Origin of the sequence: Paraburkholderia sp. 31.1 (assembly GCF_014397645.1) — a bacterium.
GTDB lineage: Bacteria > Pseudomonadota > Gammaproteobacteria > Burkholderiales > Burkholderiaceae > Paraburkholderia > Paraburkholderia tuberum.
On the sequence record NZ_VZQN01000076.1, the window covers coordinates 1 to 16023 of the forward strand.

Genomic DNA, 16023 nt, shown 5'->3' on the forward strand with positions numbered 1-16023 from the left:
TGCTGCGACAGTATCTGCCCAAAGGCACAGACCTTTCGGTCTACAGTCAGGACGAACTCGACGCCATCGCCGACAGTCTGAACAGCCGGCCTCGTGCAACTCACAACTTCCATTCACCCTTCGAGGTCTTCGCCGCGACCCTCGCATCAGCAAGTCAACCTCAAGGCTCTAAACATTAAACCCGCTGTTGTGCTTCACTCTTGAAACCGCCGCCTGCTCGTGGCTTCGCAGGTACGAGCCCCAACAGCATGAATCACGAGGGTGCTTTTAGTGTCGTGGTAGCGGCACACCAGATAGGGGTCAACGCCTGTTAAATCCCACTGGTCAGATGTTTTTCCTGACACAGGAATAAGGTCCACCTTCTGCTCTGGAGGGCCATCAAACAGGGATGCGTTATCCAGAACATGATGTTGCGCTCCTGCGGAAAGCACGCTTGGACATTTGAATCGGACCTGTGTTGGCGACGCGCACGCGACGCTTGTTGCCATGAGGAAAACTGCTAGGAAAAGCGTCTTATTTGACAACATAGATTCGGGTGCCGTCATTAACGCGTGTACCAAAGACGCGACAAATACGGATAGTAAACGCACACACTAGCGATCCCATCCCATCAAAACAAGCAGTACTCAATTTTCAAATAATGACGATTCGCTAATAAGGCCGTCCAGATTGCGATTCAGCTTCTCGCGAGCGAGAAACAGCCCTGCTGCTCATTGTGTCGCAATGTGTCGGGTAGCTCCACCTCGAGTCGACCGCTGTGCCGCACTACGCCCCCACCCCCACCTCACCCCCCAACTCCCGCGCAATAAACTCGACAAACGCGCGAATACGATTCGACATCTGATGCCGCGGCGAATACACCGCGAAGATATCCGCATTCGGTGTGTCGTGATCGGGCAGCAACTGGACGAGCGATCCTTCCGTCAGATACTGCCGGATGTCCCATTCCGCGCGCATCAGGATGCCGTGTCCTTCGAGCGCCCATTTGACGGCGATCTCGCCGTCGTTGGTGGTCAGGGTGCCCTTGATCCGCACCGCCTCGGTCTTGCGCGCGGCGCCGCGTCCCGAGGTCAGCCGCCACACGCCGTACGCTTCGTCGCCCTGACGAATGCCGATGCAGTTGTGGCGCGTCAGATCGTGCGCCGTGAGCGGCATGCCGTGCGCCGCGAGATACGACGGCGCCGCGCACAGCAGACGCCGGTTCGGCGCAAGCCGGCGCGCGACCACGCGGGTATCGGGCGGCTCGCCGAAGCGGATGCAGACGTCGAAGCTGTCGTCGGTAAGCGGCGGGGGCGTGACCGACAACTGCAGTTGAACCGACACCTGCGGATACCGCGCGACGAAGCGCGAGATCGCCGGCCCGACATGGCTGCGCCCGAAGCCGAGCGTCGCGTTCACGCGCAGCAAGCCCTTCGGTGTCTTTTTCGCCGAGCCGAGCAGTTCGGCCAGTTCGTCGATCTCGTCGAGAATCCGCCGCGCGCGCTCGAGGTATAGCTCGCCTTCGGGCGTCAGCATCATGCGGCGCGTCGTGCGGGTTACGAGCGCGACGCCCGCGCGCTGCTCCATCTGGGTCAGGCGCTTGCTGACGGCCGCCGCGGTCAGCCCCAGTTCGCGTGCGGCCGCGCTGAGGCTGCCGCTCGCGGCGAGCGTCGAGAAAAAGCCCAGATCGGCTGGCTGGACGGTGTCGCGCATCGTCTTTTCCGCGTCTTCGCATTTGTGAATGCAAGTTAAAGATGCTTTGAGTTTAGCACCGGTTTTTACCCGTGGGATCGCGCTAGAGTCCACTCACGCCATTCACCAAGCACAGGACGCAGACATGAAGACCTATCGCATCGCAACCATCCCCGGCGACGGCATCGGCAAGGAGGTCGTGCCGGCCGGCGCGCAGGTGCTCGAGGCGCTCGCGAAGACCACGCGCGCCTTCACGTTCGAGTTCGAGAACTTCGACTGGGGCGGCGACTACTATCGTCAACACGGCGTGATGATGCCGGCCGACGGGCTCGACGCGATCCGCAACAAAGATGCGATCCTGTTCGGCTCGGCGGGCGACAAGGACATTCCCGATCACATCACGCTGTGGGGTCTGCGACTGAAAATCTGCCAGGGCTTCGACCAATACGCGAACGTGCGCCCGACGCGCATTCTGCCAGGCATCGACGCACCGCTGAAGTACTGCAAGCCCGAGGATCTGAACTGGGTGATCGTCCGCGAAAATTCGGAGGGTGAATATTCGGGCGTCGGCGGCCGCGTGCATCAGGGCCATCCGATCGAAGCCGCGACCGACGTGTCGATCATGACGCGCGCCGGCGTCGAGCGCATCATGCGCTTCGCGTTCCGCCTCGCGCAGTCGCGTCCGCGCAAGCTGTTGACCGTGATCACGAAGAGCAACGCGCAGCGTCATGCGATGGTGATGTGGGACGAGATCGCGCTCGAAATCTCGAAGGAGTTTCCGGACGTCACGTGGGACAAGGAACTCGTCGACGCGGCGACCGCGCGCATGGTCAACCGTCCCGCGACGCTCGACACGATCGTCGCCACCAATCTGCACGCCGATATTCTCAGCGACCTCGCGGCCGCGCTCGCCGGCAGCCTCGGCATCGCGCCGACCGGCAACATCGATCCGGAGCGCCGCTATCCGTCGATGTTCGAGCCGATCCACGGCTCCGCGTTCGACATCATGGGCAAGGGGCTCGCGAATCCGGTCGGCACGTTCTGGTCGGTCGTGATGCTGCTCGAACACCTCGGCGAATTCGACGCGGCCAGGCGCGTGATGCAGGCCGTCGAAGCGGTGACCGCGAACAAAGCGCTGCACACGCGCGACCTCGGCGGCACGGCCACGACCGCGCAGGTGACGGCGGCCGTGTGCGCGTTCATCGAGCAGGCGGCGACGCCCGCGGCGAACGCGGCTTGAGCGCCGGCTTCGCGCGAACTGAACCGGACTGAGCGGAACCGCGCGCAAATCAGGCGCGCGGTCTGCGCCCCGGCCACGACGTGGCCGGCACACAACCTTGACTCGATTAGCTCGGCCCAACGTCGGCCGGCGCGAGGTTCGCGCGCGGTCAATAGCCGCGCGCCGCAGGAGGAGACAATGACTTCGGAACTCGAAAGCCGGGTGTCCCGCAAGCTGATGCTGCGGATCATCCCGTTCGTCATGCTGTTGTACTTCGTGAGCTTTCTCGATCGCGTGAATGTGGGCTTCGCCGCATTGTCGATGAACAAGGCGATCGGTCTTTCGCCGACCGCGTTCGGCCTCGGCGGCGGGCTCTTTTTCATCGGCTATTTTCTGTTCGAAGTGCCGTCGAACCTGATCCTGCACAAGGTCGGCGCGCGGCGCTGGATTGCTCGCGTGATGGTGTCGTGGGGGCTCGTGTCGCTCGCGTCGGCGTTCGTCGTCGGGCCGAACAGTTTCTACGCGCTGCGCTTCATTCTAGGCGTCGCGGAAGCGGGCTTCTTTCCCGGCATCATCCTGTATCTGAGCCTGTGGTTTCCGGCGCGGCAGCGTGCGGTCGCGGCGGCGTGGTTCATGGCCGCCGCGCCGATCTCGACTGCGATCGGCTCGCCGATTTCCGGCGCGATCATGAAACTGCCGCCGATTGCCGGACTCGTCGACTGGCAAATGCTCTACATACTCGAAGCATTGCCCGCGATTATCCTCGGCTTCTGCGTGCTCAAGTATCTGACCGACAAGCCCGCGCAAGCCGAGTGGCTGCAGCCCGACGAGCGCGACTGGCTGATCGCGAGGCTGAAGCTCGAAGCCGACGCGCGGCACGCGCATGCGGGCCACACGGCCGGCGCGCTCAGCGCGTTGCGCGATCCGCGCGTGCTCGCGCTCGCGCTGATCTACTTCGGCACCTCGGCGGGACTTTATACGCTCGGCTTGTGGGCGCCGCTGATCATCCGCCAATACGGTTTCGGCACGTTCGAAACCGGGTTGCTCGCCGGCGTGCCGAGCGTGCTCGCGGTGATCGCGATGGTGCTATGGGCGAAGCACTCGGATCGCACCGACGAACGGACGTGGCACGTAGTGATTCCGTGCGCGCTTGCGTGCATCGGCTTCGTGTTCGCCGGTAATGCGACCACCGCGTTGATGATCGTGCTTGCGCTCGTCGTCGTGAACGTCGGAATCAGCGCCGCGAAGGCGCCGCTGTGGGCGATGCCGAGCATGTTCCTGTCGGGCGCCGGGGCGGCGGCGGGCATTGCCATGATCAACTCGATCGGCAATCTCGGCGGCTTCGTCGGGCCGTTTGCGATCGGCTGGCTCAAGCACGTGACGGGCGGCTATACGGCAGGGCTTTATGTGGTCGGGGCGACGTTGGCGGTGTCGGCGGTCGTGACGCTGATGATGAGCCGGCAGACGAAGCATGCGCCGGTCGCAGTGGGCGAACGGCCGGGGCATTGAGCGAAGCACCGATGAAGCGAGCGCGCCGCCGGTTGAAAAGCCGGCGGCAACCGCGAATTCATCCGATCCCGCAGTACCCCACTACCGGAAGCCGTAGACCAGAACCTTCTTCCCTTCGAACGCCTCCTGCACACCTTGCACGCAATCCATCGGGCAGCTGTAGCCGTCCGGGGCCGACGCGGCCGACGGGATGCTCGCCCGATAGACGACGGATTCGACCTGCGTGCCGTCCGAAGTGACCACGATGTTCAGGTCGGTCACGACGCCGGCTGGCACGGGTCCTCCGGCGGTATAGACAACCGACATGGTGCCGGTGCAATCGGAGTTCACCGAATAAGTGCCTGTCTGCGCCGGATTGAAGGTTATCTGTCCACCTTTCGGCACGCCGTTGATGCTCCCGAAATCGGTGCGGGTAAATTTGCCGTTGCCGTCGAATGTCACGAGAGCGACGTCATCGAGGATCGACTGGGTGGCGAACGGATGCAGCACGTTGCTCGAATCCAGCAACCCAAGGATCACGCCGTGACCGATGAACCCATAGGGTCCTTTTAGCGTTGCGTTCGAGCAAAGACCGCCGCCACCGCCGCGGCCACGGTCGCCGTCATCACCACCGGCCTGCGCGGTGCCACTCAGCGACAGAAGTGCAACGGCTACAGCCGACCAAATGCTCAATTGGCGGGTCTTCATCTTCATCTCCTTGTCAGCGAATCAGGCGCGTGAAATCGCGCCGTGCAAGGGGCCTATCGGCTGCCGGATCAGGCGCCTGATTCAATCAAGCGAAAATAGTCGATTTGAAATGGCCGCAGCGATACCTGGTCGCCGTCGTGTGAGGGACCAGGGGCGGGCCAAAGTGGTGAATGGCGAAACGCTTTCACCAAGCAGTCGTATTTCGCCCGGTGTCGGCGGATACGTGCGGAAGGGATGCACGAAAGTCCGCGCAATGGTGACTTCGTGGGTCAGCCACGCCTGAAAGTCGCATAGCGAAAACCAGTGTAATCGATGCTACTTGCGGCGACCTGATGAATATCGGACAAAAGGAAGGCACATTCAGATCGCGCGCTGCGAGTCGTCGCGCTGTCTTTCGGGAGCCCCTCACCGAACCTTGTCCTCGGAGTACGCTCGCACCCGTCGACGCCGCACCACCATCAACAAACAAACCCCACTTGCCGCCACGATATTCACCGCCGGATAAAACGCCACGGCCACACTCCATTTCGGCACCGCAAGAATCGCGAGCGCGTATTTAAAAACACAGAGCGCAAAGTACAAAAGACTCTCACTCCACGGATCACGAATAGTCTTGCGAACCGTCGGCGCCAGGCCGACGAGTTCGATCAGCGTCACAAGACAGATCGACAACGTCGGATCATTGGTGAGTATCCAGAGCGGAATGGCCGACAAGGCAGCAGCAAGGCAAAGCCAATCAAAAGCGGTCCGCTGCCGTTCACCCCGAAAGACGCTCGATACGAGAACAAAGAAGCAGGTGGCCGCGATCGCCGCCGTACACCACGCCGAAGGACCCGCACCGGCGACGAACTGTCCCACAGCCGCAATCGCCGTGACGAGCGACCAGATCAACCAGGTAAAAAGATGAGGGCGTACGGTGCCGCGCCAGATCGCAAGTCCATAAGGCAGAAACGCGACCAAGGATACGATCGATCCCATGACACCGAACAGTCGAGTCATGTCCTGATCGATGCTCATCATAGGACGATCACACCCGGCATCGCCCCCGATACCGCGCCGGCGGCGCCCCACATGCACGCGTAAAAAACCGCGTAAACGCCGTCGTCGAGGCAAAGCCGACCCGTTCGCTAATCTCGCTGATCGACATCGGCGTATGCGCGAGCAGCGTGCGTGCTTCGTCGATACGCATTTGCATCAGCACCTCGCTGAAGGTTTTGCACTCCGCCGCGAGCTTGCGTTGCAAGGTCCAGCGCGTCAGCGACAGCCGCTCGCAGACGATCGTCTGCAGGCTCTTCGGCTCGATCGCATCCGCGTGCTCGCGCAGCACGTCACGCAGACATCGCTCGACCGTCGGAGAAAAGCGGCCCTGCTCGCGAATCCGCTGCAAGATTCCATGCGCGGCATGCATGTGAATCTTCGCGAGCGGCGCGTTGTAGACCTCGAACGCGCGATCCAGTGCGGACGACTGCAACACCATCCGATTGCACGCCTGATCGAGTTGAACGCGCACGCCCAACGTCCCGCTCAGCGCCGCGATCGCACCGAGCCGCGCATCGGTGACACCCGCGTCGCGCACGCGCAGTCGCACGTCGTAGAGCTTTGCCACACCCGCTATCAGCGCGAAGTTGCCGAGCGCGCTCGATGCGTTGCGCCCTTCGCCTTCCGTCACGTATTCGAATGCGACTTCGTCGCCGTGCTCCTGCATGACGAGCCAGTCGACATTGCCGATCAGGTCACGATACGTGACGTAATTGCGCAATGCATCGCGCAGCGTCGGGCTATTGCAGAGCACGCCCGCAAGCTCGGGGAAATACAGCAGACCATCGAACACGTCGCCCTCGGGCGCGCCGCGCATCAGGCAGCTTTCCGCAAGCTGCAGCATTGCGACGTGCTTGTCGCCCGGCACTCGCGCATCGGCCGCGGCGATGTCGGCCTCGTCGATGCCGATATCGTGGGCCACTTTGCTGCGATCGAGGCCCTCGCGCTCCGCCGCGTCGAGCAATCCTCGATAGATGCGCGCTGAAACCGACTTCTGACGCAAATCCACTTTGCCTCCTCCGGTCGAAACCTGTCTGCGGGTTTTCCTGACTCTTCATCGGTCAAGTGCTGCACCTATCGGTCAAGCGCGTTTCGGGCGCATCCCTAGAATTTCTTTCGGCGCATTACCACGAGCGCTTAGCGTAACAGGACGCGTCACGTGCCGGTAGCGCGTCGATACAACGTCGATACAACGTTACGCAATGCAAATCACATGACCGACAACGACAACACGGAGCGAGATGATGAGAAGGAAGCTGACGATACCCTTTGCCGCAAGCGCCATCGCCTGCGGTGTCGCGCTGGTACTCGCCGCCTGCGGCAATGGCAGCAACATCAGTGACCCGCCGTTGCCGTCCGATCCCGATGCGCGCGCCGATGCGCGTGCCGCCGCGCTCGTCCAGAAGATGACGACCGCCGAAAAGATTCAGCTCGTGCACGGCGTGGGCATCCCCAACGCGGGACTCGGCGGTCCGTATCCGGCCGGCGTCAACGGAGCCGGCTACATTCCCGGCATCGCGCGGCTCGGCATTCCGGGCCTTGCAATGGCCGATTCGGCCGGCGGCGTCAATGTCGTCAACTCGAACGCGACGGCGCTGCCCGCGCCGGTGGCGCTCGCGGCAAGCTGGGACCCCACGCTGGCGAACCAATACGGCGCGCGTATCGCGACCGAGCTGCGCGTGCTCGGTTATGGCGAAGGTCTCGGCGGCGGCGTCAATCTCGCGCGCGAACCACGCAATGGCCGCACCTTCGAGTACATGGGCGAAGATCCGGTACTGACCGGCACGCTGAGCGCCGCGCGCACGATCGGCACGCAGGCGCAGAACGTCATCGCGACGATCAAGCACTACGCGATGAACGATCAGGAAACGAACCGCATGACCAGCAACTCGGTCGTCGACGAACGCACGATGCGCGAAACCGAACTGCTCGCGTTCGAGCTCGGCGTCACGCAGGGAACGCCCGGCAACGTGATGTGTTCGTACAACCTGGTGAACGGCGTGTATGCGTGCGAAAACCCGTATCTGCTGACCACCGTGCTGAAGAACGAGTGGGGCTTCAAGGGCGTGGTGCAGTCGGACTGGACAGCCACGCACAGTACGGTCGCCTCGGCATTGGCTGGCCTCGATGAAGAAGAGCCTGGCGATCTCGGCGGCGGAGCGTCGATTCCGGGCTTTACGCTGACGTCGTATTTCAACACCGCGCTGACGAGCGCGGTCAACGCCGGCAGCGTGCCGATGTCGCGACTCAACGACATGGTTCAGCGCAAGCTTCGCACGATGATTCGCTATGGCGTCTTCGATTCGCCGCCAACCCCCGGAGGAAGCGTCGATCAGACCGCGGGCAATGCGCTCGCGTTGCAGGTCGCGCAGCAATCGTCGGTCTTGCTGAAGAACGCGGTGGCGAGCGGCGATTCGGAACCGGTGCTGCCGCTGAACGCGGCGGAGCTGTCGTCGATCGTGGTGATCGGCGCTCACGCGGATGCGGGCGTGCTGTCGGGCGGCGGCTCGGGCGCGGTGCCGGCGGCCGCGGGCAACGCGGTGTCCGGTTGCGTGTCGCCGTCGCCGCTGTTGAGCACCTGCGCGACGTGGTACAAGTCGGCACCGCTGGCCGCGATCCAGGCGAAGGCGCCGAACGCGAGCGTGACCTTCGTCGACGGCACGAACGCGGCGGCAGCGGCGACCGCCGCCGCGAAGGCGGACGTGGCGATCGTGTTCGCGACGCAATGGGAAAGCGAGGGCGCGGATCTGCCGAGCCTGAGCCTGCCGAGCAATACGACTGACAGCTATAACCAGAGCTACGATCAGAACGCGCTGATCAGCGCGGTCGCGGCGCAAGCGAAGCGCGTGATCGTCGTGCTCGAGAACGGCAGCCCGGTCCTGATGCCGTGGCTATCCAACGTGCACGGCGTGCTCGAAGCGTGGTATCCGGGCGTGCAGGGCGGTCAGGCGATTGCCGATCTGCTGTTCGGCGCCGTGAACCCGTCCGGCAAATTGCCGATCACGTTCCCGATGCAGGACGCGGATCTCCCGCAACCGACGATCTCGGCCACCGATACCACCGTTACCTACAGCGAAGGACTCTTCATGGGTTATCGCTGGTATGACGGCAAGCAGATCGCGCCGCTGTTCCCGTTCGGTTATGGGCTGTCCTACACGAGCTACAGCTACTCGGGCCTCAACGCGCAAGTGGATGCGAGTGGCAACGTGAAGGTGACCTTTACCGTCAAGAATACGGGCTCGCGCGCGGGCGCGGAAATCGCCGAAGTTTATGCCGCGTTGCCGAGCGGTCTGGGCGAACCGCCGAAGCGTCTGGTCGGCTGGCAAAAGGTCGCGCTGCAGGCGGGGGAGTCGCAGCAGGTCAGCGTATCGATTGCGCCGAAGCTGCTGTCGACGTGGGACGCGACCAACCACGTGTGGAAGCTCAACGGCGGCGTCTATCAGATGATCGCGGGGGCTTCTTCGCGCGATCCGAATGCGTTGACGGCGTCGGTGACGATCGCGGGGCATTGAGCGCTGAGGTTTTGAACTGGAAAGCCGGGTAGCGGGGTACGGGGTCGAGCGCCGTATCCCGCCGGCACGCGTTCGGCATGTCAGTGGTCGGGCAGACGATAAGCGAACTCGTACGAATGCGCGCCGTCGACGATGTCGATCTTGAACTCGCCTTCAATGCCGCTCAGCTCGCCCGTGCCTGAATCCGGCACGACCGTCACCGCCAGCGCCGCTGCGCCGCGATTCATCACGCCGATATGCTGCAGCACGAACGTGCCCTGCTTGCCCGCCAGCGTGCCAGTGACCTGTTCGAGCGCGACATAGCCGGCCGAGCCTTTGACGTTCGTCATCGCGCTCAGCATTTGCCCTTGGGTGGTCGCGGCGAGATCGCCGGAGATCTGCTTGTCGATCGACATGCGGCCGAGCTTCGATTCGGCCTCCGCGTTTTCGAACGGCATCGGTTGAAGGGAGACGATGAAGGTGCCTTTTGCGAGGTGGTGAGTCATCGGGATTTCCTCCTGGCTTGAACGGGCGACGGCGAAGCGGCGAAACGAACCGTGACGCTTGCGAACCGTAGCACACGTCGCTGTCAGGGCGCTGCACGCGCAGTACTGTCGGCCGTGCCGAACGCGTCCGCGAACTCGCGCTTCAACCACGCGAGCGCCGGGTCCTGGTCGTGCGCCGCGGCCCACATCAGCGAAACCTCGTAGCCCGGCACCTCGAATGGCAGCGGACTCAGCGCGAGACCGAGCGTATCGCGCCAGACGCGGCCGATGAACTCCGGCACCGTCGCGATCGCCGCCGTGCGTTGCACGATGAACGGACTGGTCGCGAAGTTCGAGCTCGAAAACACGACGTCGCGCTTCAGTCCCTGCATCTCGAGTCGTTCATCGATGAAGCCGCGCAGCTCGGCGCTGAACGAAGTCAGCACATGGCGGTGGCGCAGAAACTCGTCTATCGACAGATGCTTGCGGCGCGTCCTGACGAGCTGGGGGTTGTAGACGCTCACGAAGCGCCATGAAAACAGCGGCGTGAATCGCTGCCACGGCACGCATTCGCGGAATACGCCGACCGCGAGTTCGATCGCGCCATCGTCGAGCATCGCGGCGGCGCGCGTCGAATCTGTGGAGCGCGCGATCAGCTTCACGCCGGGTGCGGTGTCGGTGAGGCGCGCGATGATCTCGGGCATCAGCAGCAGTTCGAGCGAATCGCTGAGGCCGATGCGGAACACCCGCTGCGCGCGGGCCGGATCGAAGACGGACGGCTGCGTGAGCGCCTGATGCAGCGATTGCAGGAACGGCTCGATCTGCCGCGCGAGTTCGAGCGCGCGCGGCGTCGGCGTCATGCCTTGCGGCGTGCGCACGAACAACTCGTCGCCGAACGTCTCGCGCAAGCGCTTGAGCGCGCCGCTGACGGCCGGTTGGCCAAGAAACAGCCGCTGCGCGGCACGCGTGACGCTGCGCTCTTCCAGCAGCGCGCGGAAGGTCAGCAGCAGGTTCAGGTCGAAGCGGCGAAAATCATTTTCAATGATGTTGGCCATGACATTAAACGATTTGAGTGATGGGCTCGCACCGCGCATTCTACTGCCACGGGGTCTTCCGTTCACACTCAGGAGCAATGACATGGACTGGCAAAATCAGAAGGTCGTGGTGCTAGGTGGCTCGTCGGGCATTGGGCTCGCGCTGGTGAAGCGGCTCGTGACGGCTGGCGCGAGCGTCGTCGCGGTGGGGCGCGACCGCGCCAAACTGGACGATGCGCTGCTTGGCATCGGTGGACAGGTGACGAGCGAGGCGCTCGATTGCGCCGATCGCGCGGCGCTCGGACACTTCTTCGGCGGCCTCGGCCGGATCGATCATCTGGTGATGACGCTGTCGGGCGGCGAAGGCGCGGGGCCGTTTGCTGAACTGGATCTGGCCGCGCTGCGGCGTGGCTTCGAGGCCAAGTTCTGGCCTCAGCTCGAAGCCGCGCAGACCGCGCTACCCACCCTGCGTCGCGACGGCAGCCTGACGTTTCTGACCGCGATTTCGGCGCGCATCGCGAATCCGGGCACGGCGGGTCTGGGTGCGATCAACGGCGCGCTCGAAAGCATGATCGGCACGCTGGCGCGCGAGCTTGCGCCGCTGCGCGTGAACGCGGTGTCGCCGGGTGTGATCGATACGCCGTGGTGGGACAGATTTCCCGCGAGCGTGAAGAGCGAGCTGTTTCGGCAGCAGAGCGAAACGTTACCGGTGCGGCGCGTCGGGCAGGCCGACGATGTCGCGCACGCGCTGCAGTTTTTGCTGGAGAACACGTTCATGACGGGGGCGGTGATTGAGTGTGATGGCGGCTTGCGGCTACTGTGAAGTACGGGCGCGGGAATGCGTGGTCAGGCGTTCTTCGCCCGCTGAACGCGAACCGGCAGAAACATCGCCGCCGCGAAGCACGACAAATGCAGCCCGGCCAGCAGCACGAACGTCGGCAGAAAGCGGCCGGGCTGTGCACCCGAAACACCGTGCAACGTCGACGCCATCACCATCGAAAGCAGCGTCGTCGCGAACGGACCGCCCACTCTCTGCGCGATGTTCAACGCAGTATTCGCAACCGCGAGCCTTTCTCTCCCGATCGACGAATACGCGGCCGAGATCGACGGCACGCTGATCGTCCCCTGACCGACGCCCGCAAAGAACAGACCGACCGCGGCCCATCCGGCGGAGAACGAATCAACGCTCAGCCACAGAAACACGAGCGTGCTCAGAAACGCCAGCAATGCGCCGCCCGCCGCGAGCGCGCGGCAGCCGAGCCGCTCGGTCAACCATCCGAGCAGCGGAAACGAGCACATCATGCCGACGCCGGTTGCCGCGAGCAGGCCGCCCGCGTGCGTGGCCGACAAACCGCAGCCCGCGATCAGAAAAAGCGGCACGGCGAGCTGCCGTCCATACATGATCGCGTTCGCGAAGAACTGGGCGAGTGCGGCGACCGAGAACGTACGTGTCGCAAACATGCGCACGTCGATCAGCGCGGTGTGGCCTTTGCGCGCCGCGTACAGCCCGAAGCCGGCGAGAAACGCGACGCCCGCGAGCAGACACGCCAAGCCCACCGCTCGCGACGCGTCCTGAAGTCCGTAGACAAGCGCGACGAGCCCAGGGGAGATCAACGCAAAGCCGGTGAAATCGAACGATCGCTTCTGCGACTCGGCGGTATCGCGCGGCAGCAGCAACACCGCCATCGCGACGCCGAAAGCGCCCACCGGAACGTTGACGAAGAACAGCCAGGGCCAGCTCGCGTGCGCGAGCACGAGGCCGGCCAGCACCGGGCCGAGAATCGGACCGAGCAGAATGGGTAGCGCGGTGTAGCCCATCACCCGCTCGAGGTTCTTGCCGGCCACGCGTCCGATCATCATTTGTGCCATCGGCCCGAGCACACCGGCAACGAGGCCCTGGAAGATGCGCGCGCCGATCAGCTCGCCGATCGTCTGCGCCGCGCCGCACAGCATCGACGCTATCGTGAACGTCGAAAAGCAGAACAGGTACAGCCGCTTCGCGCCGATGCGGTCGACCAGCCAGCCGTTGAGCGGCAACATCAACGCCATCGCGAGCAGGTAGCCGCTGATGATCCACTGCGCGGTAGCGATCGACGCATCGAGCGTATGGCCGATCGCCGACAGCGACACGTTGACCAGCGTCGAGTCCATCTGCGACATGAACGAGCCGATCGACACGACCGCCGCGACTTTCCACACGGTCGGATCGATCCGCGTGGAAGCGGATGCGCAGGCGCGCTCGCGCATGCCGCTCATCGGTCCGCGCGTCTACAGATGAAGGTCTGGCGTTCGGTCGAGCTCATGTGCCGGCTCACGCTGCCTTGCCGCTCGCGCTCGCCGCGGCCGCAGGCTGTACCTGCTCGAGATGGCGCAGCAGCTTCGTTACCATCACGACGACGACGAACGCGAGGACCACGAAGAACAGCGCGAGCGGTGTGAGCACCTGCACCGACACGAAGCCGGCCAACCCCATCATCGCCGATGAAACCAGCAGCAGCGCGCAGCCGAGAATCGCGCTCGTCAGACCCGCGATGTGCGGGAACAGCGAGTTGCCCTTCGCCATCAGCGTCGGATACATTGCGCCGGCGCAGAAGCCCATCACGAGCACAGGCGTCGCGAGCGTCCACACGCGTAGACCGACCGTCAGCGCGAGCAGCAGCATCGCAAGCGACGCGGCCGCCATCAGCCGTGCGCCGATGCGCAGCCGCTGCTCGGCGCTCGGCAGACCCGGACCGTGCAGGCGATTCGACAGACCGCCAAGAAAGTACATCATGCCGATGCCGAGCGCGAGGTAGCCGAAGAAGGTCGGCGGCTTGTGCAGCGTGGTCTGCACCATGAACGGCCCGACGATGTTGAACACGAGCAGGATGCTGTAGCACAGGCCCTGCGCGAGGAAGCAGCTCTGGAACACGGGGCTCGCGAGCACTTTGCGCGCGTTCGCGGTCAGCGTGCGCGGTTCGAGATGGACGGGCTGCGGCAAGGTCTCGCGATAACGCCACAGCAGCGCCCACATCACCAGCGAATAGATCAGCAGAAACACGAGGCACGCGCGCCAGCCGAACGCGGTCTGCAGATGCGCGCCGATCACCGGCGCGACGATCGGCGCGAGCCCCCACGCGATCGACATGTACGTGAACGCATGCAGCAAGGCCTGACCCGCGAACGAATCGGTGATGATCGCCTTCGCCAGCAGGTTCGTGCTCGCAATGCCGAAGCCCTGCAGTGCGCGGGCGAGGATGAACGTCTCGAGATTGGGCGCCGCGAGCGACAGCAGGCAGCCGACCGTGTAGACCGTCAGACCGAACGCGAGCACGCGCTTGCGGCCATACGCGTCGGCGATCGGACCGAAGATCAGCTGACCGAACGCGTAGGCGACCATGTAGCCGGTGACGCTGGTCTGGATCGCTTGCGGCGAGGTGCCGAAGTAGCGCGCCATCGCGGGCAGTGCGGGCACGTAGATGTCGATGGCGAGCTGTCCGGCGGACGCGAACAGGCAGATCAGGAATAGCAGGAAGCGCGGCGAGTTCGGGGCGGAGTCGGCGGAAGCGGGGTGGTCGGCGGTGGCGTGGCTCATGGGGTGCATCGAAAGGGAACACTGGCGGCGCGGGCATCGATGCGTTCGGATATCGAACGGAAAAGGCGCGAATGCCCCCGGCATTATCGCCGGGTATTGTGCCCGTGGTATGGCAGGAAGTGGGATAGTCCCTGGCGGGGGTGTGGGATGGCGCGGCCGACGAGCGCGCTATCCCGCCGCAACGAGGCTCATTTCGCGCAGTCCTCGATCGACCGCAGCAACGCGCCTTGGTCTGCCGGGTCCTGGAAGAACGCGACGAAGCTCGCATGCTCGTCGTTTGCGAGGCGGCCGGAGCAGTCCTTGCCTTTGAGCGGGGGGCGAGACGCCGTCCAGATCATCGCCATCACGGCGAAAGCCAGCACGACGCCTGTAAAGACGAGCCCGAGCAGTAACGACCTGGCGTCGTCCGATATTGCGTCTAGCCGATGCGAAGCCTCCTGCGGCTCGCAATGCATATCGCGGATCTCGAGAGCCGCGTCGGCGCGCCGCTGTTGTCGCGCAAACGCGGTCAGGTGCGGGCCTCGGCGATCGGCGAGACGCTGGTGGCCTATGCGCGTCAGATGCTGGCCAATGCCGAGCAGGCACTGGAGGACGTGCGGCGACAGAGGTGGAAGGGCTCGCCGGACGGGTTCGGCTCGGCGCTTCCACCGCGGCCATCGCGAATCTGCTGCCGCAGGCGTTGGAACGACTGGCCGTCGGGCATCCCGGCATCGATGTGCAAATCGCCGTGCTGACTTCGCAGGAAACGCTGACGCGACTCGCCCAGGAGTCGCTCGACGTGGGCATCGTGGCGCTGCCGCAAGCGCCGCTACGAAGGGCTATCGATCGAAACATGGCGCCGCGATCCGGTGGTCGCGTTCATGCCGGCCGGGTGGACGTGTCCAGCTCGCATCACGCCGCAATGGATCGCCGCGAAGCCGCTGATTCTGAACGACGCGACCACGCGGCTTTCGCGTTTGACGACGGAATGGTTCAGCGCGGCGGGGCAGCACCCCACGCCGCGCATCCAGCTCAACTACTCGGATGCGATCAAGAGTCTCGTCGCCGCGGGATACGGCGCCGCGCTGCTGCCGCAGGAACCGAGCCGCTCGTCGGCCGACGCGCGCATCGTCACACGTGCGCTGCGCCCTGCGTTATGGCGACAGCTGGGCCTGGCCTTTCGCGCGGGTACCGTGGAGCGTCCGACTCAGTATGTGCTCGACGTATTGCGGAGTTTGCGGTTGAGCTAGCGGGCTGTGTTACGTCGCCGACGCTTTCCGCCTCTCCTGCTCCTCGCGATAAAGCACGAACTCTTCCGCCAACGCTTTTGCAACGG

Annotated in this window: 14 protein-coding genes and 2 pseudogenes; 6 read left to right on the forward strand and 10 right to left on the reverse strand. The window is 64.2% G+C overall.

Annotation, left to right across the window (positions count from 1 at the left end):
• Window positions 1-179 (forward strand): annotated as a pseudogene (locus F6X37_RS33645) (IS30 family transposase); the annotation flags it as partial.
• Between the two features lie 15 nt (window positions 180-194).
• On the opposite strand, the gene F6X37_RS38110 reads toward F6X37_RS33645, so the two are convergent.
• Window positions 195-545 carry an STY0301 family protein gene (locus tag F6X37_RS38110; RefSeq protein ID WP_410451495.1) on the reverse strand — a complete coding sequence of 117 codons (351 nt, stop codon included), beginning with the start codon at window positions 543-545 and terminating at the stop codon, window positions 195-197.
• Between the two features lie 220 nt (window positions 546-765).
• Window positions 766-1692: a LysR substrate-binding domain-containing protein gene (locus tag F6X37_RS33650; RefSeq protein WP_090808023.1), complete on the reverse strand. Its 927-nt coding sequence runs from the start codon at window positions 1690-1692 to the stop codon at window positions 766-768.
• Window positions 1693-1816: 124 nt separating this feature from the next.
• Between F6X37_RS33650 and F6X37_RS33655 the strand changes: the two genes are divergently transcribed.
• On the forward strand, window positions 1817-2911 hold the full coding sequence (locus F6X37_RS33655) for a tartrate dehydrogenase (RefSeq protein WP_090808021.1): 1095 nt from the start codon (window positions 1817-1819) through the stop codon (window positions 2909-2911).
• Window positions 2912-3088: 177 nt separating this feature from the next.
• Window positions 3089-4399, forward strand: a complete 1311-nt coding sequence (locus F6X37_RS33660) for an MFS transporter (protein WP_187614295.1) — start codon at window positions 3089-3091, stop codon at window positions 4397-4399.
• 81 nt (window positions 4400-4480) lie between these two features.
• On the opposite strand, the gene F6X37_RS33665 is transcribed toward F6X37_RS33660, so the two are convergent.
• The 3 genes from F6X37_RS33665 to F6X37_RS33675 form a co-directional block, all read right to left on the reverse strand.
• Window positions 4481-5086 carry a hypothetical protein gene (locus F6X37_RS33665; RefSeq protein WP_187614296.1) on the reverse strand — a complete coding sequence of 202 codons (606 nt, stop codon included), beginning with the start codon at window positions 5084-5086 and terminating at the stop codon, window positions 4481-4483.
• 405 nt (window positions 5087-5491) lie between these two features.
• Entirely contained in the window at window positions 5492-6106 is a 615-nt protein-coding gene (locus F6X37_RS33670; RefSeq protein WP_187614298.1) for a hypothetical protein, read from the reverse strand.
• Window positions 6107-6113: 7 nt separating this feature from the next.
• The gene (locus tag F6X37_RS33675) at window positions 6114-7133 is read right to left on the reverse strand and encodes an AraC family transcriptional regulator (protein WP_187614300.1); all 1020 of its coding nucleotides are present in this window, start codon (window positions 7131-7133) and stop codon (window positions 6114-6116) included.
• A gap of 235 nt (window positions 7134-7368) precedes the next feature.
• On the opposite strand from F6X37_RS33675, the gene F6X37_RS33680 reads away from it, so the two are divergent.
• A complete protein-coding gene (locus tag F6X37_RS33680; RefSeq protein ID WP_187614307.1) occupies window positions 7369-9636 on the forward strand; it encodes a beta-glucosidase in 2268 nt (755 codons plus the stop codon).
• Between the two features lie 80 nt (window positions 9637-9716).
• Here F6X37_RS33680 and F6X37_RS33685 read toward each other — a convergent pair whose 3' ends face one another.
• The gene (locus F6X37_RS33685) at window positions 9717-10121 is read right to left on the reverse strand and encodes a DUF3224 domain-containing protein (protein ID WP_187614301.1); all 405 of its coding nucleotides are present in this window, start codon (window positions 10119-10121) and stop codon (window positions 9717-9719) included.
• Window positions 10122-10204: 83 nt separating this feature from the next.
• Window positions 10205-11155: a LysR family transcriptional regulator gene (locus F6X37_RS33690; protein ID WP_187614303.1), complete on the reverse strand. Its 951-nt coding sequence runs from the start codon at window positions 11153-11155 to the stop codon at window positions 10205-10207.
• An 82-nt stretch (window positions 11156-11237) separates the two neighbouring features.
• Between F6X37_RS33690 and F6X37_RS33695 the strand changes: the two genes are divergently transcribed.
• A complete protein-coding gene (locus tag F6X37_RS33695; RefSeq protein WP_184057810.1) occupies window positions 11238-11957 on the forward strand; it encodes an SDR family oxidoreductase in 720 nt (239 codons plus the stop codon).
• A 23-nt stretch (window positions 11958-11980) separates the two neighbouring features.
• Here F6X37_RS33695 and F6X37_RS33700 read toward each other — a convergent pair whose 3' ends face one another.
• The 3 genes from F6X37_RS33700 to F6X37_RS33710 all read right to left on the reverse strand — a co-directional run bounded on the left by F6X37_RS33700 (window position 11981) and on the right by F6X37_RS33710 (window position 15163).
• Window positions 11981-13390, reverse strand: a complete 1410-nt coding sequence (locus F6X37_RS33700; protein WP_187614305.1) for a DHA2 family efflux MFS transporter permease subunit — start codon at window positions 13388-13390, stop codon at window positions 11981-11983.
• 55 nt (window positions 13391-13445) lie between these two features.
• Window positions 13446-14708 (reverse strand): multidrug effflux MFS transporter, encoded by a 1263-nt coding sequence (locus F6X37_RS33705; protein ID WP_187614306.1) that lies wholly within the window; start codon window positions 14706-14708, stop codon window positions 13446-13448.
• Window positions 14709-14896: 188 nt separating this feature from the next.
• Window positions 14897-15163: a hypothetical protein gene (locus F6X37_RS33710; protein ID WP_187614309.1), complete on the reverse strand. Its 267-nt coding sequence runs from the start codon at window positions 15161-15163 to the stop codon at window positions 14897-14899.
• Between F6X37_RS33710 and F6X37_RS33715 the strand changes: the two are divergent.
• A pseudogene (locus tag F6X37_RS33715) lies at window positions 15152-15937 on the forward strand (LysR family transcriptional regulator substrate-binding protein); the annotation flags it as partial. The gene F6X37_RS33710 and the pseudogene F6X37_RS33715 sit on opposite strands and share 12 nt — an antisense overlap.
• Window positions 15938-16023 lie beyond the last annotated feature (86 nt).